We start from the raw sequence: 22021 nt of genomic DNA on the forward strand, positions 1-22021 counted from the left end.
TACTGTGATGGGATGGATAAAAATGAATAAAGTTTTCGCTAAGTTGGGCCTCACCAGCCTGGCACTGTTACCATCGCTCGCGATGGCTGCACCTGCCGTTGCGGACAAGGCTGATAACGCATTTATGATGATTTGCACCGCGCTGGTGCTGTTTATGTCGATTCCAGGGATTGCGCTGTTTTACGGCGGTTTGATTCGCGGCAAGAACGTCCTGTCGATGCTGACTCAGGTGGCGGTGACCTTCTCGCTGGTGTGCGTATTATGGATGGTTTATGGCTATTCACTGGCCTTCAGCGAAGGTAACGCCTTCTTTGGTGGCTTTGGCTGGGCGATGCTGAAAAATATTCAGCTGACCGCGGTGATGGGAAGCTTCTACCAGTATATCCACGTTGCCTTCCAGGCATCATTTGCCTGTATTACCGTCGGCCTGATTGTCGGTGCTATCGCTGAACGTATCCGTTTCTCTGCGGTGCTGATTTTTGTCGGCGTCTGGCTGACCCTGGCCTACCTGCCTATCGCACACATGGTGTGGGCGGGCGGCTTCCTGGCGCAGGATGGCGCACTGGACTTTGCTGGCGGCACCGTGGTGCATATCAATGCCGCCGTGGCGGGACTGGTCGGCGCTTACCTGGTGGGTAAACGTGCTGGCTTCGGCAAAGAAGCGTTTAAACCGCATAACCTGCCAATGGTCTTCACCGGTACGGCCATCCTCTATGTCGGCTGGTTTGGTTTTAACGCCGGTTCTGCCTCGGCGGCTAACGAAATTGCAGCACTGGCCTTCCTGAACACCGTGGTCGCCACGGCGGGCGCGGTACTGTCATGGACCTTTGGTGAGTGGGCCGTACGCGGTAAACCTTCACTGCTGGGTGCCTGTTCCGGCTTCATCGCGGGCCTGGTCGCCATCACCCCAGCCTGTGGTTACGTGGGTGTCGGCGGGGCGTTAATCATTGGCCTGGTCGGTGGACTGGCCGGTCTGTGGGGCGTCACCACCCTGAAAAAATGGCTGCGGGTCGACGATCCTTGCGATGTGTTTGGCGTGCATGGCGTCTGCGGCATCGTGGGCTGTATCCTGACTGGCGTCTTTGCTTCTTCTTCGCTGGGCGGTGTCGGCTATGCAGAAGGCGTGACCATGGGCCATCAGGTATGGGTGCAGCTGTTCAGCGTCGGCCTGACCATCGTCTGGTCTGGCGTCGTCGCCTTCATTGGCTTCAAGCTGGCGGATATGATTGTGGGACTGCGCGTGCCGGAAGAGCATGAGCGTGAAGGTCTGGACGTCAACAGCCACGGCGAAAATGCCTATAACCAGTAACCTTCACTATTAAATAGCAAATCAGGGGCGAGCAATCGCCCCTTTTTTTATTCGCTGCGCTGGCGCATCACCCCTTCCTGCACCGTCGAGGCTACCAGCACGCCTTGCTGATTATAAAACTCGCCTCGCACAAAACCGCGCGCCCCCGAGGCCGAGGTGCTGACTACGCTATAGAGCAGCCATTCGCTGAAGTCGAACGGACGGTGAAACCACATCGAGTGATCGATGGTCGCCACCTGCATATCGGCTTCCAGAAAGCCCTTGCCGTGCGGCTGCAGCGCGACCGGCAGAAAATTGAGGTCAGAGGCATAGCCCAGCAGATATTGATGGATACGCAGATCGTCCGGTAACACGCCGTTGGCACGGATCCAGACCTGACGTTCAGGTTTATCAACGTGGCCCTTGAGTGGATTGTGCAGCTGCACCGGGCGAATCTCCAGTGGCCGTTCTGCGATAAATTTCTCTCGCAGTTTTTCCGGCAGCATATGCGCCATTTTCTGCGCCATCACCTGCTCGGAGAGCAGATTCTCAGGACCGGCCACCTCGGGCATCGCATTCTGATGTTCAAAGCCGCTTTCCGGTGCCTGGAATGAGGCGGTCATATAAAAAATCGGCTGGCCATTCTGTATCGCACTGACGCGTCGGGCGCTGAAGCTCTTGCCGTCACGCAGGGTTTCAACATCATAAATAATCGCTTTCTGGCTATCGCCGGGCCGCAGGAAATAGCTGTGAAAGGAGTGGATGATGCGATCTTCCGCGACCGTCTGCTTGGCTGCATACAGCGCCTGTCCGACTACCTGACCGCCAAACACCTGACGCAGTCCCAGATCTTCACTCTGACCGCGATACAAACCTTCTTCCAGCTTTTCCAGATTTAATAAATTCAGCAGATTTTGCAGTGCCTGGCTCATGGCGCATTCCTCAATATAGTGACCCGCTCAGTGTGAAAGATCCGACCAGTTCACGTCAATCAGACTTTCCTCTTTGCCGTCGCCAGGCAAACTCCCGATTTTGTGCCAGAATTAAGCACATACGGCGAGTGAAGCGCTGTACGCAGGATTCGCTGCCGAAAATCATTTTGATCAAAAGGAGACGACATCAATGAAACTCTGGCATGTGTTCAGTGGGGTAGTTATGGCGGTGGCTGTTGCAGGATGCGCCGACAAAGGTAAACCGGTACCAACTCCAACGTTGGGCTCGGCCGTGGCGGGACAGCAGGCGGCGATTGCGCAGCCTAACGTCAGCGGTTCGGTCTATATCCGACAGCGTATTGCGCTGCCGCCGGATGCGGTGCTCACCGTGACGCTCTCTGACGCCTCTGTGGCCGATGCGCCATCGAAAGTGTTGTCACAGCGCGTGGTACGCACCGAAGGTAAACAGGCACCGTTCCAGTTCGTGCTGCCGTTTAACCCAGCCGACATTCAGCCGAACGCGCGTATTCTGCTGAGCGCCGCTATCTCGATTGATGGCAAACTGGCCTTTATTACCGAAGGCGTGAAGCCAGTGATTAACCAGGGTGGCACCAAAGCTGAGCTGCTGCTGGTGCCGGTACCGTCAATGGCGATGCCAACCCAGCCGGGTGCCGCGACCACCGTGCCGTCGACATCACCGACTCAGGTGACGCCGTCCGCTTCTGTGCCAGCCCCGACCAGCATGTAACTTACTGTGGGGCGACTCTGTCGCCCCTTTTCGGGCTTAAAAGCGCCAGCGGTAGGCCTCAAGGTCGATGCGGCCATCATCACTCACCACTACACCTTCCGCCTCCAGCGCATCGCGCTGACGAAACAGTCCGTCCCCCTGAAGCGAGATCGCCCCATGCCGGTTAACCACCCGATGCCAGGGCAGGGTGCTGCCCTGCGGCAGGCGACTCAGTACACCGCCGACCTGACGGGCGGCGCGTGGAGAGCCCGCCAGCAGCGCGACATCGCCGTAGGTCGCGACCCGGCCCGCAGGAATCGCGGCAACAATTTGCCAGATGTGTTGCTGAAAACTGTCAGGCTGATCCATCTGCTTATCCCGTCTGGAAAAAGGGCGTCAACTTTACCACGTCAAACCCATGTGATACGCGGCAAACTGTGGGTTGTTCAAGAAACCAACGGTCGTCCCGACTGCGCTTGCAATTGCCAGGGCCTTCCCCGATAATGCCTGCGCTCTCGAAATGAGGGCTTGTCAATGGGGGCCCTGTTGGTTCTCCCGCAATGCTAGCTTGTGAACTCGGTCAGGTCCGGAAGGAAGCAGCCGCAGCAGGTGACGCGTGTGCCGGGATGTAGCTGGCAGGGCCCCCACCATTTTTATCTCCCGCACAACCTATCCCTTATCAGATTCCAGACAGGCGAAACTCGCCTGAGGCCGATCCATTGCCGGCAGGCGAGAGTATTAAATGCTTAGGATGAGGCAATCGAACGAAAGGGTTGTGCAAATTAACGCACAAATTTCCACACCGAACCTGGTACTTTATCGTAAAGCTTGTTCATCGTCAGTTCAGCCAGGCGATGATCGGCCGCTGAGTAAAATACCGCTAACTCATCTTCAGGTAATTCATACTTGTTTTTTTCAATGACCCTTTCAAGGGTATCGATTGAGCGACAACGACGCAGTCGCATCAAATAATCCGTTTTAGTCAGGTTTTTGTTCATAAATAAACCGTTCTCACGTCAGTACTTATAATGAATGGCTCGGTTGCTGGAGAAAAGCGCACTCTTCAGTGAACAGGTTAAATAAGCGTTTAGCTGAACGTTGCCACCGTTGCAGATCCTGAGTATTGACACCATAGTTGCTGAACAACATAAAGGTATCATCAAGATATTCATCGATTTGCGAAATCAGCGCTTCATCTTCAACGTGCTTAATTTTGTAATTCATGGTGAAAGAGGCGATATGCTCGATCAAATCGTTGAGCTGTAAATTGCTTTCAGAAGTGGGATCATTAACCCAGCCGTGATGGCTATCCGTTAATGTTGCCATGCTCTCGTCAAACAGACTCTCACACAGGTATTTAAGCTGGGCAATATCATGCCGTTTCGGTGAGTATTCGTCCATCTTTTTCCCCTCCATAGCTAGCACAGTTGCCGCGCGGCGGCGATATAGGGTAAAGCGGCCAGGAAGCGATTTATCAGGAAGTTATTAAACGGGATTCGTCAAATATAGTGTAAAACCATTAGTTCTGCTCACCTCCATTACTAAATATTACAATTCGTCGGCGGGCGAAGGCCGCTGGTTGCCGATCACATCAAACACAAGCGCACCGGGCTCAATATGAAAGGAAACCCGTTCTGACTGGCTAACGGTTTCATTTAGATCCAGGCAGGGACTAAATAAATTCCAGGCAAAATCGTAAAGTAACTTAAAACTATTGGGCCCCTGCTTTTCCACAGAAATAATTTTCAGGCTGCCTGGAACTAATCGGGCATCTTGTGAATACCAGTGTAAATCGCCTACCAGCCCATCCGATATTTTGAGAATATTCCGCTGAACAATCGCTGCTATTTTTGCGCAGTCCGATTCGTCCTGTGCAATATCGCATTCAATTCGTGACAGCATAACGGATCCGTTAATAACAGTTGATAAACCTATCATTGGTTTTCTGCAACCGCTTTGCAAGCCAGCCGCGAATGAAATTGTCGATTTCGGGCATTTTCCCCACGATAAACCTGACGTCATCGCCATGCTGCCTGCATCGGGAGCGACTCGCCGCCGGATTAAATATATTTTTTGATACACATTGGGCAGGTTGCCGGGCAGCAACATCAGATAGTATAGTTTGTTATGTTATAACATAATGGTGAAAAGATGCGGCAGAGTGGACTGTTAATGTCACTGGGTGGACGACTGGCCGTGGCGATGCTCTTCATCGCCCTACTGACGGCAGCCATGTGGTGGGGAATCAGCGGATGATTGTGTTTCACGGGCTACAGGCGGGTTACCAGGGACAGCAGGTGACACCGGAAATAAACGGTCAGATCGTGCCGGGTAGCATGACCGCGCTGGTCGGCGCTAACGGCAGCGGCAAGTCAACGCTGCTAAAGACCATTGCCGGGCTGCTACCGCCCGTAAAAGGGCGGTGCCAGCTGCAGGTCACCCGCCGTGATACCGGCTGGCTGCCTCAGCGTAGTGAACTGGAAACCCGTTTTCCGCTGACGGTATATGAACTGGTTTCGATCGGTTGCTGGCCGCGCTGCGGCTGGTTTGGCGGCATTCATCGGGCATTACGTCGGGAGATCTGGCAGGCGCTGGAGGCGGTGCAGATGGCAGAGTACGCCGATGCGCAGCCGGTTACCTTATCCGGTGGGCAGCTGCAACGCGTGCTGTTTGCCCGACTGATGCTGCAGCGTAGCCGGCTGTGGTTGCTGGATGAACCCTTTAACGGCATTGACAGCCAGACCGTGACATTACTGATGTCGATCCTGGAGCAACAGCAGCAGGCGGGCACTACCTTGCTGGTGGTGCTGCACGACCGTCCTCTGGTCGCGCGCTACTTCAGCGAGGTGCTGTCGATGGATGACGGCACCTTCAGCCAGACGCCAGTCGCCGGTTCAGCAATGCAGAAGGTGGCACCGTGACGCTGATTCAGCCCTTTATCGAATTTGGTTTTATGCGACGTGCGCTGGTGGCCTGTATCGCACTGGCGGTCAGCGCGACTCCGCTGGGTGTGTTCCTTTCGTTACGTCGCATGAGCCTGATTGGCGATGCGCTGTCCCATGCGGTGTTACCGGGTGCCGCTATCGGTTACCTGATCTCCGGCCTTTCGCTGGTGGCGATGGGCATTGGCGGCCTGATTGCCGGGCTGGCGGTGGCGCTGCTCTCCGGGGCGGTCAGTCGTTATACGCCGCTGAAAGAAGATGCCAGCTTCGCCGGTTTTTATCTGGGTTCGCTGGCGCTTGGCGTCACGCTGGTCTCACTGCGCGGTTCAAGCGTGGATCTGCTGCATGTGCTGTTCGGGTCGCTGCTGGCGGTGGATAACGGTGCGCTGCTGCTGGTCGGCGGTATCGCCGCCTTTACCCTGATCCTGCTGGCAATACTCTATCGCCCGCTGGTGATTGACGCTTTTGACAGTGACTTCCTGCGCGCGCAGGGCAGATGGAGCGCGCCGCTGGTGCATGGTCTGTTTCTGATGCTGGTGGTGCTGAATCTGGTGGCGGGTTTTCAGGTGCTCGGCACGCTGATGTCGGTGGGATTAATGATGCTGCCCGCCGCCAGCGCCCGGTTCTGGAGCCGCCATCTCGCCGCGATGCTGGCGATTGCCATTCTGATGGCGGTGATCTCGGCACTGGCGGGGCTGATGCTCTCCTGGCACTTTTCGCTGCCGGCCGGACCCGCCGTGGTGCTGAGCGCCGCCATGCTGTTTTTTCTTTCGATTCTGACAGGGCCGTGCGGTGGCATTTTGCGCCGCCATTAAAACGTAAGGGGTAGCTATGAAGAAATTACCGGTTAGTCTGGCGCTCGCCGCGCTTTTTGCCGCGCCATTAGCCATGGCAAAAACGGTGGATGCGGTAGCCAGTTTTACCGTGCTGGCAGATATCGTAAAACAGGTTGGTGGTGATCATGTCAGGGTTAAAAGCCTGGTCGGGCCGGATGGCGACCCGCACACCTTCGAACCGACGCCACAGGACAGTCAGGCATTGGCGAAAGCCGATCTGGTGTTTGTCAGCGGTTTAGGGCTGGAAGGGTGGATGGACCGGCTGGTCAGCGCGTCGGGCTATCGCGGGCAGCCGGTGGTGGCCTCAACCGGCATCACCACGCGCAGCATGGAGGAAGAGGGGAAAACCATCACCGATCCCCACGCCTGGAACAGTATGCAGAACGGCGTAATTTACGCCACCAACGTGATGAATGCGCTGGTCATGGCTGACCCGGAGGATGCCGCGCAGATTCGTCAGCGTGGTGAAAACTACATTCAGCAGCTGCAGGCGCTGGACCTCTGGGCGAAAACGGCGTTTGACCGGGTGCCCGCCGGACGACGTAAAGTGCTGACCAGCCACGATGCGTTTGGCTATTTTGGTCAGCGATATGGCGTCACCTTCCTGGCGCCGGTCGGTTTCTCCACCGAGTCAGAGGCCAGTGCCAGTGAAGTTGGCAGCCTGATCTCACAGCTGAAACAGCAGCATATCCAGCGTTACTTTATTGAGAACCAGACCGATCCGCGACTGGTGAAGCAGATTGCCAGCGCGACCGGTGCCCAGCCAGGCGGCGAGCTCTATCCCGAGGCGTTGTCACCGGCGACCGGTCCGGCACCAACCTATGAAGCGGCATTCAGACACAACGTAAATGCGATGCTGAAGAGTATGCAATAGTGATAAAAAGGCCGGGTATCCCCGGCCACTCATCACGACATAAACTAGCGTTTTTTCTTTCTTCCCTGCACCGCCTTGAAGCGCGGATTTGATTTACAAATGACGTAAATACGGCCTTTACGGCGCACCACTTTGCAATCCCGGTGGCGACTTTTTGCTGAGCGCAGCGAGCTTAATACCTGCATGATCCTCTCCCTTACTTACGGCCCAGAAAGCGACCAAAACGCTGGTTAAAGCGTGCGGTACTGCCCTCTTTGGCAAAATCTTTCTGCTTACCGGTATAGAACACATGCGAGGCTGACGACACATCAAGCGTGACGTAAGGCAGGGTTTCGCCTTCAAATTCCACGGTGCGGTCAGTGCGGATGGTCGAACCGATTTTGAACCAGACGTCCGCCGAGGTGTCATGGAAAACCACATGGCGATAGTCGGGATGGATATTCGCTTTCATAATACTCACCTATGTAATGTTATAATATAACAATATTATGCGCCGGGTTTACCGGGATTGCAACCGTCGGCAGGATCGGAAGCCGCAAGGGCAGGCAACGGCGTAGTAATGTTGGCGCAGAAAAAGAGGAGCGGAGCAGGAAAGGCCAGGTACAGGCAAAGGTCGGGGCAAAAGCGTCAGCGCAGCAAAAGGGAAAACCAGACAGCCGCCGTCCGGCAAACAGAAATAAAAAAGGCCGCTTGCGCGGCCTTTTACCTTTTCACTACTCAGTAAGCATTAGTGAGTCGGGTTGTGTTCAACCGGGTGACCTTTTTCGATTTCCGATTTGTTCTTATTAAAGCGGCGACGGACCACCACGAAGAACACCGGAACGAAGAAGATAACCAGTAAGGTCGCGGTAACCATACCACCGACCACGCCGGTACCGACGGCGTTCTGCGAACCTGAACCGGCACCGGTACTGATCGCCAGTGGCAGTACGCCGAGAATAAACGCCAGCGAGGTCATCAGGATAGGACGCAGACGCATACGACAGGCTTCCAGCGTCGACTCAACCAATCCTTTGCCCTCTTTATCCATCAGATCTTTAGCAAATTCGACGATCAGGATGGCGTTCTTCGTCGAGAGGCCAATGGTTGTCAGTAACCCCACCACAAAGTAGACGTCATTACTTAATCCACGCAGCGTAGTGAAGATCAGTGCACCGATGACCCCGAGTGGCACCACCAGCATAACGGAGAACGGAATCGACCAGCTCTCGTACAACGCCGCAAGACAGAGGAAGACCACAATCAGCGAGATGGCATACAACGCCGGCGCCTGGTTGCCTGACAGCCGTTCCTGATAGGACATTCCGGTCCAGTCATAACCGATACCGGCAGGCAGCTTCGAGGCCAGCTCTTCCATCAGATCCATTGCCGTACCGGAGCTCTTACCTGGCGCAGCCTGTCCGAGGATCTCCATCGCTGGCAGACCGTTGTAACGCTCAAGACGCGGTGAACCATATTGCCATTTTGCTGACGAGAAGGCAGAGAAGGGCACCATGGTTCCGCTGCTGTTGCGCACATACCACTTACCAATGTCGTCCGGCAGCATACGGGAATCCGCACGTCCCATTACGTACACTTTCTTCACGCGACCGCGGTCGATGAAGTCATTGACGTAAGAGCCGCCCCACGAGGCCGCCAGCGTAGTGTTGATATCACTCAGGGAAACGCCCAGTGCCTGCGCTTTCTCCTGATCGATAATCAGCTTGTACTGCGGTGTATCTTCCATGCCGTTAGGACGTACGCCGACCAGCGTATCCGGATGCTGAGCGATCATACCGAACAGCTGATTACGTGCTTCGGTGAGCTTTTCGTGACCCAGGTTATTCTGGTCAATCAGCTCAAAGTCGAAGCCGGTAGCATTACCCAGTTCGATAATCGCGGGCAGGTTGAATGGAATGACCATCGCATCTTTGATCGCGCCCAGCGCCTGCATGGCACGGCCCGCAATCGCCGGCACTTTCAGATCGCTGCTGCCACGCTCATCCCACGGCTTCAGGCTGACGAAGGCGATACCGGTATTCTGTCCACGGCCGGCAAAACCAAAGCCGTTAACGGTAAACACCGACTTCACCGAATCCTTCTCTTTCGTCAGGAAGTAATCGGTCACCTGGTCCAGTACTTTCTGGGTACGTTCCTGGGTTGCGCCAGCAGGCAACTGCGCCTGTGCCAGCAGCAAGCCCTGGTCCTCTTCCGGCAGGAATGAGGTCGGTAAGCGCAGGAACAGAAACGCCATGCCCACCACAATCACCAGATAGATCAGCATATAGCGGCCGGTGCTGCGAACGATATGGCCTACGCTATCCACATAGTGGTTAGTGCTCTTATCGAACATACGGTTAAACCAGCCGAAGAAACCGGTGGTCTGGCCGTGTTCGCCTTTTTTAACCGGCTTCAGCATGGTGGCACACAGCGCTGGCGTCAGAATGAACGCAACCAGCACCGACAGGGCCATCGCCGAAACGATAGTAATAGAGAACTGGCGGTAGATAACCCCGGTTGAACCCCCAAAGAAGGCCATCGGGATAAATACGGCTGCCAGCACCAGGGCGATACCGACCAGTGCGCCCTGAATCTGCTCCATTGACCGTTTGGTCGCTTCTTTTGGCGGCAGTCCCTCTTCCGCCATGACGCGCTCAACGTTCTCGACCACCACGATGGCGTCATCCACCAGCAGGCCGATAGCCAGCACCATCGCGAACATTGTCAGGGTGTTTATTGAATAGCCAAAGGCGCTGATAACGGCGAAGGTACCTAACAGCACCACCGGCACGGCGATCGTCGGGATCAGCGTGGCGCGGAAGTTCTGCAGGAACAGGTACATTACCAGGAACACCAGCACAATCGCTTCTAACAGCGTTTTCACCACTTCGAAGATGGAGATCTTCACAAATGGGGTGGTGTCGTAAGGATAAACAACCTTCATACCGGCCGGGAACGTAGACTGCATCCGGGCCAGTTCAGCTTTCACCGCGTTAGCGGTATCGAGCGCATTGGCGCCGGTCGCCAGTTTGATACCGATACCGGAAGCCGGTTTGCCGTTATAACGGGCTACGATATCGTAGTTTTCAGCGCCGAGTTCAATCTTCGCCACGTCACGCAGACGCACCTGCGAGCCATCCTCATTCACCTTGAGCAGAATTTTGCCGAACTCATCGGTAGAGGTCAGACGGGTTTGCGCAATGATAGAGGCGTTCAGCTGCTGGCCTGGCACCGGTGGTGTACCACCGAGCTGACCGGCTGCTACCTGGGTATTCTGAGTATTCAGCGCACTGATCACATCAACCGGCGTCAGGTTGTAGTTGTTCAGCTTGTGCGGGTCCATCCAGATACGCATTGCGTACTGGGCACCAAACACCTGAGTGTCACCCACGCCCTTGGTACGGCTAAGCGGATCTTTGATGGTAGAGGCAATATAGTCAGAAATATCATTCTGCGTCATATTGTCATCATCACTGATGAAACCGGCCACCATCAGGAAGCTGCTGGAAGATTTTTTAACCTGAATCCCCTGCTGTTGCACTTCCTGCGGCAGTAACGGCGTCGCCAGTTGCAGTTTGTTCTGCACCTGAACCTGCGCAATATCCGGATCGGTGCCGGACTCAAACGAGATAGTCAGGGTCAGAGTACCGGATGAGTCGCTGCTCGAGGACATATACATCAGTCCGTCGATGCCGTTCATATTCTGTTCGATGACCTGGGTCACCGAATCCTGCAGTGTTTTCGCATCCGCACCTGGGTAGGTGGCCTGAATCTCAATCGCCGGCGGCGCAACATTGGGATATTGCTCGATCGGCAGTTTGAGAATCGATAGCGCACCGACCATCATGATGATGATGGCGAGCACCCACGCAAAGATGGGGCGATCGATAAAGAACTTAGCCATGAATCAACGGCTCCTGTTATGACGATGACTTATCAGACTGCGACTTTGCATCGGGCGCAGCTTTAGCATCGTCTGAGACTTCTTGTGGAGTAACCTGTGCACCCGGCTTGGCGCGTTGCAGACCGGTACTGATCACACGTTCACCTGCTTTCACACCGTCGGTCACTAACCACTTATCGCCAATTGCTTGCGTGGCGGTCACGGTACGTGATTCCACTTTATTATCCGCACCCACGACCATCACGGTCGCCTGACCTGTTGGCGTACGGGTGACCGCCTGTTGCGGTACCAGCAGCGCGCTTGGGTTGGTGCCTTCATCCAGACGGGCGCGAACAAACATGCCAGGTAACAGCACATGGTTCGGGTTCGGGAAGATGGCGCGCAGGGTAATAGAACCGGTGGTTTCATCAACGGTCACGTCAGAGAACTCCAGCGTACCCGGCTGGGCGTAGCTGCTGCCGTTCTGCATCAGCAACGTCACGTTGGCTTTCCCATCGTTCTGCTTCAGCTGACCTGACTCCAGTTCGGAACGTAAGCGCATGAAATCTTCGCTCGACTGGGTGACGTCAACGTACATTGGATCGAGTTGTTGCACGGTGGCCAGCGCGGTGGTTTGCGCGCTCTGCACCAGCGCACCTTCGGTGACCGATGATTTGCCGATGCGGCCGCTGATAGGGGAGGTAACTTTGGTATAGGCCAGGTTAATACGGGCCGTCTCAACGTTGGCTTTGGCGACCTGAACCGCGGCATCGTTTTGCGCGGCGGTAGCCACGGCAGTGTCATAATCCTGCTGACTGATATATTTGGTGCCCAGCAGCGGCTTATAACGTTTAACGGTCAGTTGGGCGATACGGGCATTGGCTTCTGCCTGCACCAGATCGCCTTTTGCGCTGTCATAAGCGGCCTGGTAGGTTGCAGGATCGATCTGATAAAGCGACTGACCCGCTTTGACATCGCTGCCTTCAATAAAATTACGCTTCAGAATGATACCGGAAACCTGAGGACGGACTTCAGCCACGCGATATGCAGAGGTACGGCCAGGCAGTTCGGTGGAAATTTTCAGCGGTTCGGCTTTTAAGGTGACAACGCCCACTTCTGGCGCCTGTTGTTGGGCGGCTTGTTCGGATTTATTGTTATCACATCCTGTTAACAAAAAGCTGCCTGATAGCATCAGGACGGCCGCCAGAGGCGATAATCCTCTGATTTTATTCATAAATAAACCTCTAGTGTCCGATATCAATTGATCAATGGATCACAATCCGAAGAACCCATTGCTGCGTCAAATCGCGGGTCATGCTATGGTACATACATTCACAAATGTATGTAAACTTACACGTCTGTAAAAAAAGCCCCCTATGGCACGAAAAACCAAAGCGCAAGCACTTGAAACACGGCATCAAATTCTCGATGCCGCCGTCATCCTGTTTTCACAACAGGGCGTTTCTGCCACTTCACTGGCGGATATTGCTTCAGCGGCCAGCGTCACGCGGGGAGCCATCTACTGGCATTTCAAAAACAAAGCTGATGTTTTGCATGAAATCTGGCTTCGCTGTGATGCCGGGCTGGATAATGTGGAACTTGAGTATCAAACAAAATATCCCGGCGATCCACTCTCTGTTTTACGCGCCATGTTGGTCTATATCTTTGACGCAACAGCAAACGATCCGCAACGCCGCGCACTGATGGAGATTATTTTCCATAAATGCGAGTTTGTTGGCGAGATGGCGGCGCTGAAGAATATCCAGCAGAGCTTACTGCTCGAATGCTACGACAAAATTGAAGATGTGCTGCGTCAGTGCATCGAAGCGGAACAGCTTCCGGGTAGCCTCAATACGCGCCAGGCGGCGCTGATTATGCGCGGTTACGTTAATGGCATGATGGAAAGCTGGCTGTTTACGCCAGAAAGTTTCGATTTAGCCGGCGATGCGCCTGCGCTGGTGGATGCCTTTATCGATATGCTGCGCCTCAGCCCGACCCTGACCGCCCGCGGCTAAGCCGGTGGCTGGCGGTCACGTTTGTTCTCAAAATCACGCTGCACTATTGCCAGCGCCGACAGCACGGTTTCAACCGGCAGCTGATGCTCTTCCAGTAACTGAATCAGATCCACCGCCAGTTTAACGTCATCCGGGGCATTCTCCAGTGACATCTCTCCTCCTATATACGCAGTTTCGCTGCCACCAGCAGCATTAACAGGGAACCGGCAATCGCCATGCCTAATGCGCCGATGTGCAGCGTCGCCAGGCTACCCAGTTCAAAATAGCTGGCAATGTATCCGCCAATCAGCGCGCCAATCATCGACAGCGTCAGAGTCGCAAACAGGCCACCCGGCCGGCCCGGCATCACGATGCGTTTAAGCAACCCTAACAGCAATCCGCAGAGTAGCCAGATCAGTAAACCCATTATTTTTCTCCGTGCCGAACCCTATCGAGTATAGAAGCGCTTTTTTGCCGCTGCGCTTTATTCCTCCTGCTGACCGCCGCGCAGCGATAATGCCCATTCTACCGAGCGAATCGCCTGCCGACAGCGTGCCAGACGGCCCTCTAATGTCTCCAGATCCTGCTTCAGCTGATGCTGAACCGCCAGCGTTTCCGCCAGCGCCAGTCGCTGTTCGCGCTGATCAATCATCGCCAGCAGCCGCCGCTCATATTCACGATATTCCTGATATTTGACGGCGCGAGGATTGCTCAGTGGCTTTTCACGCCGGGTACGCAGCTGCTGGGTGCTCGCTTCACGCTGCAATGCCGCCACCTGATCGACCAGTCGTTCGGCCAGCCAGGCGCTACGGACCAGATCGCTGGCGCTGTCGCATAGCCGGGTAAAATTCTGCTCCACCTCAGCCAGATAGTCGGCGAGGCGGGTTCCTTTGGTGCGGAACAGCTGACTGTCGAAGCGCGGCAGGCGACAGTGTCCGTCGGGATGTGCCGCGATATCCTGACGTAGCGCAATAAGTGCCTGCTGCAGACGCTGTTGTGCGGAGATCGCGCTCATGCCGTCAGGCTCCGTTGTGCTAACGTAGGCGGATGAGGAAAGAGTTGGGCGGCATTCATGCAACGCATTCTGTTATTAACCCTCGGCTGGCTGGCGATTGTGCTGGGGACCCTGGGCATTGTATTACCATTATTACCCACCACGCCATTTATGCTGTTGGCCGCCTGGTGCTTTGCCCGCTCATCGCCGCGCTTTCATCACTGGCTGCTGTGGCGCTCGCCGTTCGGGCGTTATCTGCGCCACTGGCAGCAGCATCGCGCCATGCCGCCCGGTGCGAAAGGGCGCGCTATCTGCCTGATTGTGGTGACCTTTGCCATTTCAATTGCGCTGGTCCATCTGTGGTGGATACGGATTCTGCTGCTGGTGATGCTGACGATACTGCTGCTGTTTATGTGGCGGATTCCGGTGGTGTCAGAAACAGCGGATGCGCCGCCACCGCCGCGATAAAGTTGCATTTATCCGGTCATTTGCTTAGATTTGGGCGTCTTCGTGCGTGGCTTCCCTTTGTGAATTGACTTCCGCTGAGCCTTTTACCAGGTATTGGCGCTATTGAAGCTGCGCGAAACAGAATTTTTTACCAGGCGTATCATTATGACCGACACTGCGCAGCAGCTTGAATTCATTAAAAACAGCATTAAAAGCATTCCTGATTATCCGAAGCCGGGCATCCTGTTTCGTGACGTGACCAGTCTGCTGGAAGATCCTAAAGCCTATGCCGCGTCAATTGCGCTGCTGGTTGAGCGCTATCGTGATAAAGGCATCACTAAAGTGGTCGGCACCGAAGCGCGCGGTTTTCTGTTCGGCGCGCCAGTGGCGTTAGGGTTGGGCGTAGGGTTTGTCCCGGTGCGTAAGCCGGGTAAGCTACCGCGTGAAACCTACAGCGAGGCTTACGAGCTGGAGTACGGCACCGATCGGCTGGAACTGCACAAAGATGCGATTCAGCCGGGCGACGTGGTGCTGGTGGTGGACGATCTGCTGGCGACCGGCGGCACCATAGAAGCCACCGTCAAACTGATTCGTCGCGCAGGCGGCGAAGTCCGGGATGCCGCTTTCATTATTAACCTGTTCGATCTGACCGGTGAAACGCGTCTGAAAGCCCTCGGTGTTGAGAGCTACAGCCTGGTCAATTTCCCCGGCCATTAAGCCTTTTTTCGACCCTGTCATGCGGCAGGGTCGTCACGCCTTCTCGTTCAAGATAACGAGTGCCAGGCAAAAGCGTAGCTGTTAGACTACTGCAATCCTGTACAGGGGTTGCAGAGCGTCTGCGCTCATCTTTTCCATCCAACTTCGTCGAATCCACATGAGCTATCAGGTACTTGCGCGAAAATGGCGTCCCCAGGCTTTTGCTGATGTTGTCGGTCAGGAACATGTTCTGACGGCGCTGGCGAATGGATTGTCTCTGGGACGTATCCACCATGCATATCTCTTCTCCGGCACACGCGGCGTAGGGAAAACCACCATTGCGCGTCTGCTGGCTAAGGGCCTTAACTGCGAAACCGGAATCACCGCCACGCCCTGTGGACAGTGTGATAATTGCCGGGAGATCGAGCAGGGCCGTTTTGTCGATCTGATCGAGATCGATGCCGCGTCGCGTACCAAAGTCGAAGACACCCGCGATCTGCTCGACAATGTGCAGTACGCACCGGCGCGCGGCCGCTTCAAAGTCTATCTGATTGATGAAGTACACATGCTGTCGCGCCACAGCTTCAATGCGTTGCTGAAAACGCTGGAAGAGCCACCGTCACACGTTAAATTTTTGCTGGCGACCACCGATCCGCAGAAACTGCCGGTGACGATCCTCTCCCGCTGCCTGCAGTTTCATCTCAAAGCGCTGGATGTCGATCAGATCCGTCAGCAGCTTGAGCATGTTCTGCAGCAGGAGCAGATCGACAGCGAAACGCGGGCGCTGCAGTTGCTGGCCCGCGCCGCTGACGGCAGTATGCGTGATGCCCTGAGTCTCACCGATCAGGCGATCGCGATGGGGCAGGGTGCCGTGACCAGCACCACGGTCAGCGCTATGCTCGGCACGCTGGACGACGAGCAGCCGCTCGGCCTGCTGGAAGCGCTGGTCGATGGTGATGGTCAGCAGGTGATGTCGCTGCTGAGTCAGGCCGCATCGCGCGGCGTGGAGTGGGAAGCGCTGCTGGTTGAAATGCTGCGCTTACTGCACCAGATTGCGATGGTGCAACTGCTGCCAACCTCGCTGAACGACGATGACGAAAGCAACGCGCTCAGGCTGCGTGAGCTGGCGCGCGTGGTGCCGCCTGCCGATCTGCAGCTCTATTATCAGACCTTACTGATGGGCCGCAAAGATCTGCCGATTGCGCCCGATCGCCGGATGGGTGTAGAGATGACGCTGCTGCGCGCACTGGCGTTTCATCCCAAAGCTGCGGTGGCTGAACCGATTGCCCGCCCGGCGTTAACCCAGCAATCAGCGCCGGTACCACCGACGGAACAGCCGCCGTCACCGCAGGCCGCGGCGCAGCCCCGGCCCTCGGTAGTGCCGTCGCAATCCTCTGCGACGCCACCGCCATCGCCAGTGCGTACGGCAGCACCATCTTCTTCAGCACCGTCACCGGCGGCACAGCAGCCGGTCGCGGCACAGCCGCAGATGGCCGCGCCGGAGCCGGTGCCACAGTCACCGACCGCTGCGCCAGCGCCGACCGCCGATAGCGCGCTTTCCAGTTCCACCAGTCAGCTCCTGCAGGCGCGCACCCAGTTGTTGCGTCAGGGAGCGAACAAACCAAAAAAGAGTGAGCCGGCGGCGCCAGGTGCGCGGCCGGCCAACTCCGCGCTGGAGCGGCTGGCCTCGGTTACCGAGCGCAGCCAGCAGCGTATCCGCGAGCGGGAGCCTGCGGCACCGGTAAAAGAAGAGGCCTATCGCTGGAAAGCGCAGACTCAGCCGGTGGTGGTGGCCGAACCGGTCGCCACGCCAAAGGCCTTGCGTTCTGCGCTGGAGCATGAGAAAACCCCTGAGCTGGCGGCGCGCCTGGCGGAAGAAGCCCAGCAGCGCGATCCCTGGGCGGCGGAAATTGCCGCTCTGCCGTTGCCTAAGCTGGTGCAGCAGCTGGCGCTGAACGCATGGAAAGAGACCACCGAAACCGGGGTTATCCTGCATCTGCGTTCCAGCCAGCGCCACCTCAATTCGGCGTCCGCTCAGCAGGTGTTGAGTGCCGCCCTGAGTGAAGCCGCCGGGCAGGGAGTTGAACTCTCGGTGGTTGAAGACGATAATTCAACGGTGTTGACGCCACTGGAGTGGCGTCAGGCCATTTACGAAGAGAAGCTGGCGCAGGCGCGTCAGTCGATCACCTGTGATACCCACATTCAGACGTTACAGCGGTTTTTTGACGCCGATCTGGATGAGGAGAGTATCCGACCTGTTTGAACACGCTGCCGCTATCTCAACGATAGCGTTGTGGCCTCAGCTGAGAGAGAAAACTATGTTTGGTGGTAAAGGCGGATTGGGCAACCTGATGAAACAGGCCCAGCAGATGCAGGACAAAATGGCTAAGGTTCAGGAAGAGATCGCCGCGCTGGAAGTGACCGGTGAATCAGGCGCAGGCCTGGTGAAGGTTACCATCAACGGTGCGCACAACTGCCGCCGCGTGGAAGTCGATCCCAGCCTGCTGGAAGATGACAAAGATATGCTGGAAGATCTGATCGCTGCGGCGTTCAACGATGCCGCACGCCGCATTGATGAAACCCAGAAAGAGAAGATGGCTTCTGTCTCCTCCGGTATGCAGCTGCCACCAGGCTTCAAGATGCCGTTCTGATGCAAACCAGCCCACTGCTTGAATCACTGATGGAGTCGCTGCGCTGTCTGCCCGGCGTTGGGCCGAAATCGGCGCAGCGCATGGCGTTTCAGCTGCTGCAACGCGATCGCAGCGGCGGGATGCGCCTGGCACAGGCGCTGACCCGGGCGATGTCAGAGATCGGTCACTGTGCCGATTGCCGTACCTTCACCGAGCAGGAGATCTGCACCATCTGCGCCAATCCACGGCGTCAGCAGAATGGACTGATCTGTGTGGTGGAGAGTCCGGCGGATATTCACGCCATTGAGCAAACGGGCCAGTTTGCCGGTCGTTACTTTGTGCTGATGGGACACCTGTCGCCGCTGGATGGCATTGGTCCGGCCGATATCGGTCTGGATCGCCTGGAGCAGCGGCTGGAGAGTGAAACCATTCAGGAAGTGATCCTCGCCACCAATCCCACGGTGGAAGGGGAAGCGACCGCCAACTACATTGCAGAGCTGTGCGGTCAGTATGGCGTTGACGCCAGCCGCATCGCCCACGGTGTCCCGGTTGGCGGTGAGCTGGAGATGGTCGATGGCACCACGCTGTCCCATTCACTGGCCGGACGTCACAAGATTAAATTTTAATCACTTGCCGGTGTTGTGACAGACACCGGCTTGAAAACCTCGCCGTCATCCCCACATCAACCTCAACGTTTGTTCAACCTGTTTTGTTGAGGTAGCAATGACCATGAAAGGACAAGAGACCCGTGGCTTTCAGTCAGAAGTAAAACAACTTCTGCACCTGATGATCCATTCTCTCTATTCAAACAAAGAGATTTTCCTGCGTGAGCTGATTTCCAACGCCTCGGATGCGGCAGACAAACTGCGTTTCCGTGCGCTGTCTGATGCCAGCCTGTATGAAGGTGACGGCGAACTGCGCGTCCGTCTCTCTGTTGACAAGGACAACCGCACCCTGACGCTGAGCGACAACGGTATCGGTATGCGTCGCGACGAGGTGATTGAGAACCTCGGGACCATCGCTAAATCGGGCACCAAAGCGTTTCTGGAATCACTGGGTTCCGATCAGGCCAAAGACAGCCAGCTGATTGGTCAGTTCGGGGTCGGCTTCTACTCCGCATTTATCGTGGCGGATAAGGTCACGGTTCGCACCCGTGCAGCCGGTGCGTCAGCTGACGAAGGCGTTTACTGGGAATCGGCGGGTGAGGGCGAATATACCCTGGCTGATATCGAGAAAGCCGATCGCGGCACCGAAATTACCCTGCACCTGCGCGAAGGTGAAGATGAGTTCCTCGACGCGTGGCGCGTTCGCAGCATCATCAGCAAATATTCCGATCACATTGCGCTGCCGGTTGAAATCGAAAGCAAAGATGAAGAGAGCGGCAGCACCAGCTGGGAAAAAATCAACAAAGCCCAGGCGCTGTGGACCCGCAACAAGTCTGAGATCAGCGACGAAGAGTACCACGAGTTCTACAAGCACATTGCCCATGACTTCAGCGATCCGGTCGCCTGGAGCCACAACCGGGTGGAAGGCAAGCAGGAGTACACCAGCCTGCTCTACATCCCGGCGCGTGCCCCGTTCGATATGTGGAACCGCGATCACAAGCACGGCCTGAAACTCTACGTACAGCGCGTCTTTATCATGGACGACGCCGAGCAGTTCATGCCGAACTACCTGCGCTTTGTGCGCGGTCTGATCGACTCTAACGATCTGCCACTGAACGTCTCCCGTGAGATCCTGCAGGATAGCCGTGTGACCCAGAGCCTGCGCGGCGCGCTGACCAAACGCACCCTGCAGATGCTGGAAAAACTGGCGAAAGACGACAGCGAAAAATATCAGACCTTCTGGAAAGAGTTCGGTCTGGTGCTAAAAGAGGGTCCGGCAGAAGATCACGCTAACCAGGAAGCGATTGCTAAACTGCTACGCTTTGCCACCACCCAGAGCGAAGGCGCGGCGCAAACCGTTTCGCTGGAGGATTACGTCAGCCGGATGGTGGAAGGTCAGGAGAAGATTTACTACATCACCGCAGACAGCTATGCGGCCGCGAAGAGCAGCCCGCATCTTGAGCTGTTCCGCAAGAAAGGTATTGAAGTGCTGCTGCTCTCCGATCGTATCGATGAGTGGATGATGAGCTACCTGACGGAGTTCGACGGTAAAACCTTCCAGTCGGTGAGCAAAGCCGATGAGTCGCTGAGCAAGCTGGCGGATGAAGAGACCGAAGAGCAGAAAGAGGCGGAAAAAGCGCTGGAGCCGTTTGTTGAGCGGGTGAAAACGCTGCTGGGCGAGCGGGTGAAAGAGGTGCGTCTGACCCATCGTCTGACCGACACACCAGCCATCGTTACCACCGATGCCAACGAAATGACCACCCAGATGGCGAAGCTGTTTGCCGCCGCCGGTCAGGACGTGCCGGAAGTGAAGTACATCTTCGAGATCAACCCGGATCATTCGCTGGTGAAACGCGTGGCGGAGACCGAAGATGAAACCCGCTTCGGCGAGTGGATCGAACTGCTGCTGGATCAGGCGCTGCTGGCTGAGCGCGGCACCCTCGACGATCCGAACCAGTTTATCCGTCGCATGAACCAGCTGCTGACAGCATAATGACAACAGGCCGGTGGTTTTCATCGGCCTGAATGCAGATATCCTGCTCCCATCGCATTGACGCTGACGCCGTTCAGCGTTGAGTGTGAGCGGGCTTTCAGGGTTAAAAAGCAGTGAATTTGTCAGTTCTCTGAAGCCGGTGATCATCACCGGCTTTTTTTATGGCTGCGCAGCCTCACGCAGCCAGTCGCGGAACAGGCTGATGGCCGGATCGTGACGCCGGCTCTGTTTGGTCATCATCCAGGTGGCCCGTTCAACCCGGACAAACCCGAGCGGCGCCATCAGAGTGCCATCTTCCAGCTCCTGCCGGACCAGCAGGCGCGGCGCCATTAATATCCCCAGCCCACTGCGTGCCGCCTGAATACCCAGCGTCAGGCTGTCAAAATGCTTACCGCCGCTAAAACCGCCACTGACGCCCGCTTTTTCCGCCCACTCTCTCCAGGCGTGCAGGCGCGTATCAGCATGCAGCAGCGGCAGGGCGGAGAGATCGCTGCCGTTTTGCAACTGGCTGGCAAACTGCGGCGCGCACAGCGGACCGATCTCATCTTCACTGACCAGCGTGGCGTCAATGTCATCCTCAGGCGGTTCGCCGTGGCTCAGGATCAGCACATCGATATGTTCACTGCGCAACTGCGATACCGCGGTCAGCGGCTGAAAGCGGATCTCAATTTCCGGGTAACGCTGGTAGAAGCTGGCGATGCGCGGAATCAGCCACTGTGATAAAAAACTGGGGGCGCAGGAGAGGCTGATATGCTGGCGCAGGTCGGTACGAATGGTTTCGCAACTGCTGAGTAATTCACTGAACGCCTGATGGCAGCTCAGCAGCAAACGTTCACCGTGTGAGGTTAACTTTACCCGGCCGTTGCCGCGGACAAACAGCGGCTTACCCATCCAGCTCTCCAGCTGCCGAACCTGGTGGCTGATCGCACTGTGCGTAACGTGCAGCCGATCCGCCGCCACGCTAAAGCTGCTGTGTAATGCCGCCTGGTGGAAATAGTGCAGCGCTCTCAGCGGTGGCAGTCCGGTCATCCTCATCCCCTGTTTAAAAATCTAACAGCGATTGTTCATTTATATCATTTTAAAGTCCAGCCGCATTGCCCTACTCTACAGGGCAGATTCTGGCGGGTTGACTCAGCCCACTATCTGTGTTTTTTCCGGCGATTCCGCCTCACTTCGCGCTCCGCTACCTCGCAACATAACT

General features: G+C 56.2%; 25 protein-coding genes, 1 other RNA gene and 1 other annotated feature. Of the genes, 13 read left to right on the forward strand and 13 right to left on the reverse strand.

Annotated features, from left to right (window positions below):
- The first annotated feature begins 22 nt into the window (after positions 1-22).
- Positions 23-1309 carry an ammonium transporter AmtB gene (gene amtB / locus ACX3P5_RS04230; RefSeq protein ID WP_069727946.1) on the forward strand — a complete coding sequence of 429 codons (1287 nt, stop codon included), beginning with the start codon at positions 23-25 and terminating at the stop codon, positions 1307-1309.
- 47 nt (positions 1310-1356) lie between these two features.
- Here amtB and tesB read toward each other — a convergent pair whose 3' ends face one another.
- Complete coding sequence (gene tesB / locus ACX3P5_RS04235; protein ID WP_233985103.1) at positions 1357-2220, reverse strand: acyl-CoA thioesterase II; 864 nt, start codon at positions 2218-2220, stop codon at positions 1357-1359.
- 190 nt (positions 2221-2410) lie between these two features.
- On the opposite strand from tesB, the gene ACX3P5_RS04240 reads away from it, so the two are divergent.
- Positions 2411-2968 carry a YbaY family lipoprotein gene (locus ACX3P5_RS04240; protein ID WP_233985102.1) on the forward strand — a complete coding sequence of 186 codons (558 nt, stop codon included), beginning with the start codon at positions 2411-2413 and terminating at the stop codon, positions 2966-2968.
- A gap of 36 nt (positions 2969-3004) precedes the next feature.
- Here ACX3P5_RS04240 and ACX3P5_RS04245 read toward each other — a convergent pair whose 3' ends face one another.
- Positions 3005-3316: an MGMT family protein gene (locus ACX3P5_RS04245; RefSeq protein ID WP_458968330.1), complete on the reverse strand. Its 312-nt coding sequence runs from the start codon at positions 3314-3316 to the stop codon at positions 3005-3007.
- A 175-nt stretch (positions 3317-3491) separates the two neighbouring features.
- Here ACX3P5_RS04245 and ffs point away from each other — a divergent pair.
- Positions 3492-3588: signal recognition particle sRNA small type (gene ffs / locus ACX3P5_RS04250), an RNA gene on the forward strand.
- A 141-nt stretch (positions 3589-3729) separates the two neighbouring features.
- Here ffs and ACX3P5_RS04255 read toward each other — a convergent pair.
- The 3 genes from ACX3P5_RS04255 to ACX3P5_RS04265 form a co-directional block, all read right to left on the reverse strand.
- Entirely contained in the window at positions 3730-3945 is a 216-nt protein-coding gene (locus tag ACX3P5_RS04255) for an HHA domain-containing protein (RefSeq protein WP_031374659.1), read from the reverse strand.
- Between the two features lie 25 nt (positions 3946-3970).
- Entirely contained in the window at positions 3971-4348 is a 378-nt protein-coding gene (gene tomB / locus ACX3P5_RS04260) for an Hha toxicity modulator TomB (protein WP_031374658.1), read from the reverse strand.
- Between the two features lie 147 nt (positions 4349-4495).
- Positions 4496-4849 carry a hypothetical protein gene (locus tag ACX3P5_RS04265; protein ID WP_233988214.1) on the reverse strand — a complete coding sequence of 118 codons (354 nt, stop codon included), beginning with the start codon at positions 4847-4849 and terminating at the stop codon, positions 4496-4498.
- A gap of 350 nt (positions 4850-5199) precedes the next feature.
- Here ACX3P5_RS04265 and ACX3P5_RS04270 point away from each other — a divergent pair, with 350 nt between their 5' ends.
- The 3 genes from ACX3P5_RS04270 to ACX3P5_RS04280 are packed head-to-tail and all read left to right on the forward strand — an operon-like array spanning position 5200 to position 7599.
- Positions 5200-5868 carry a metal ABC transporter ATP-binding protein gene (locus ACX3P5_RS04270; RefSeq protein ID WP_233985100.1) on the forward strand — a complete coding sequence of 223 codons (669 nt, stop codon included), beginning with the start codon at positions 5200-5202 and terminating at the stop codon, positions 5866-5868.
- Positions 5865-6704: a metal ABC transporter permease gene (locus ACX3P5_RS04275; RefSeq protein ID WP_233985099.1), complete on the forward strand. Its 840-nt coding sequence runs from the start codon at positions 5865-5867 to the stop codon at positions 6702-6704. Before ACX3P5_RS04270 ends, ACX3P5_RS04275 begins: the two co-directional genes overlap by 4 nt.
- A gap of 16 nt (positions 6705-6720) precedes the next feature.
- Positions 6721-7599 carry a metal ABC transporter substrate-binding protein gene (locus tag ACX3P5_RS04280; RefSeq protein WP_458968331.1) on the forward strand — a complete coding sequence of 293 codons (879 nt, stop codon included), beginning with the start codon at positions 6721-6723 and terminating at the stop codon, positions 7597-7599.
- A 44-nt stretch (positions 7600-7643) separates the two neighbouring features.
- On the opposite strand, the gene ykgO is transcribed toward ACX3P5_RS04280, so the two are convergent.
- The 4 genes from ykgO to ACX3P5_RS04300 all read right to left on the reverse strand — a co-directional run bounded on the left by ykgO (position 7644) and on the right by ACX3P5_RS04300 (position 12695).
- A complete protein-coding gene (gene ykgO, locus ACX3P5_RS04285; protein WP_233985097.1) occupies positions 7644-7784 on the reverse strand; it encodes a type B 50S ribosomal protein L36 in 141 nt (46 codons plus the stop codon).
- 11 nt (positions 7785-7795) lie between these two features.
- Complete coding sequence (locus ACX3P5_RS04290) at positions 7796-8050, reverse strand: type B 50S ribosomal protein L31 (RefSeq protein WP_233985096.1); 255 nt, start codon at positions 8048-8050, stop codon at positions 7796-7798.
- Between the two features lie 276 nt (positions 8051-8326).
- Positions 8327-11482: an efflux RND transporter permease subunit gene (locus ACX3P5_RS04295; RefSeq protein WP_233985095.1), complete on the reverse strand. Its 3156-nt coding sequence runs from the start codon at positions 11480-11482 to the stop codon at positions 8327-8329.
- A 16-nt stretch (positions 11483-11498) separates the two neighbouring features.
- The gene (locus tag ACX3P5_RS04300; protein ID WP_233985094.1) at positions 11499-12695 is read right to left on the reverse strand and encodes an efflux RND transporter periplasmic adaptor subunit; all 1197 of its coding nucleotides are present in this window, start codon (positions 12693-12695) and stop codon (positions 11499-11501) included.
- A gap of 142 nt (positions 12696-12837) precedes the next feature.
- Here ACX3P5_RS04300 and acrR point away from each other — a divergent pair, with 142 nt between their 5' ends.
- A complete protein-coding gene (gene acrR / locus ACX3P5_RS04305; RefSeq protein ID WP_094122029.1) occupies positions 12838-13476 on the forward strand; it encodes a multidrug efflux transporter transcriptional repressor AcrR in 639 nt (212 codons plus the stop codon).
- On the opposite strand, the gene rsmS is transcribed toward acrR, so the two are convergent.
- The 3 genes from rsmS to priC are packed head-to-tail and all read right to left on the reverse strand — an operon-like array spanning position 13473 to position 14470.
- Positions 13473-13628, reverse strand: a complete 156-nt coding sequence (gene rsmS, locus ACX3P5_RS04310; protein ID WP_233985093.1) for a pleiotropic regulatory protein RsmS — start codon at positions 13626-13628, stop codon at positions 13473-13475. The genes acrR and rsmS overlap by 4 nt on opposite strands.
- 8 nt (positions 13629-13636) lie before the next feature.
- Positions 13637-13882 (reverse strand): GlsB/YeaQ/YmgE family stress response membrane protein, encoded by a 246-nt coding sequence (locus ACX3P5_RS04315; protein WP_094122031.1) that lies wholly within the window; start codon positions 13880-13882, stop codon positions 13637-13639.
- Between the two features lie 57 nt (positions 13883-13939).
- Complete coding sequence (gene priC / locus ACX3P5_RS04320) at positions 13940-14470, reverse strand: primosomal replication protein PriC (RefSeq protein WP_233985092.1); 531 nt, start codon at positions 14468-14470, stop codon at positions 13940-13942.
- 57 nt (positions 14471-14527) lie between these two features.
- On the opposite strand from priC, the gene ACX3P5_RS04325 reads away from it, so the two are divergent.
- The 6 genes from ACX3P5_RS04325 (at position 14528) to htpG (ending at position 20820) form a co-directional block, all read left to right on the forward strand.
- Positions 14528-14917, forward strand: coding sequence for a DUF454 family protein (locus ACX3P5_RS04325; RefSeq protein ID WP_458968332.1), 390 nt, complete (start codon positions 14528-14530; stop codon positions 14915-14917).
- A gap of 144 nt (positions 14918-15061) precedes the next feature.
- Positions 15062-15613: an adenine phosphoribosyltransferase gene (gene apt / locus ACX3P5_RS04330; RefSeq protein ID WP_233985090.1), complete on the forward strand. Its 552-nt coding sequence runs from the start codon at positions 15062-15064 to the stop codon at positions 15611-15613.
- A gap of 157 nt (positions 15614-15770) precedes the next feature.
- A complete protein-coding gene (dnaX, locus tag ACX3P5_RS04335) occupies positions 15771-17855 on the forward strand; it encodes a DNA polymerase III subunit gamma/tau (protein WP_458968333.1) in 2085 nt (694 codons plus the stop codon).
- Positions 17197-17258, forward strand: a sequence feature (DnaX frameshifting element). It overlaps the preceding gene by 62 nt.
- 55 nt (positions 17856-17910) lie before the next feature.
- A complete protein-coding gene (locus ACX3P5_RS04340) occupies positions 17911-18243 on the forward strand; it encodes a YbaB/EbfC family nucleoid-associated protein (RefSeq protein ID WP_094121390.1) in 333 nt (110 codons plus the stop codon).
- Complete coding sequence (gene recR, locus ACX3P5_RS04345; RefSeq protein WP_031377861.1) at positions 18243-18848, forward strand: recombination mediator RecR; 606 nt, start codon at positions 18243-18245, stop codon at positions 18846-18848. The genes ACX3P5_RS04340 and recR overlap by 1 nt, the downstream gene beginning before the upstream one ends.
- A 97-nt stretch (positions 18849-18945) precedes the next feature.
- Positions 18946-20820, forward strand: a complete 1875-nt coding sequence (htpG, locus tag ACX3P5_RS04350; protein ID WP_233985088.1) for a molecular chaperone HtpG — start codon at positions 18946-18948, stop codon at positions 20818-20820.
- A gap of 159 nt (positions 20821-20979) precedes the next feature.
- Here htpG and ACX3P5_RS04355 read toward each other — a convergent pair whose 3' ends face one another.
- Positions 20980-21849, reverse strand: coding sequence for a LysR substrate-binding domain-containing protein (locus tag ACX3P5_RS04355; protein WP_233985087.1), 870 nt, complete (start codon positions 21847-21849; stop codon positions 20980-20982).
- Positions 21850-22021 lie beyond the last annotated feature (172 nt).

Source organism: Pantoea sp. S-LA4 (assembly GCF_054482835.1).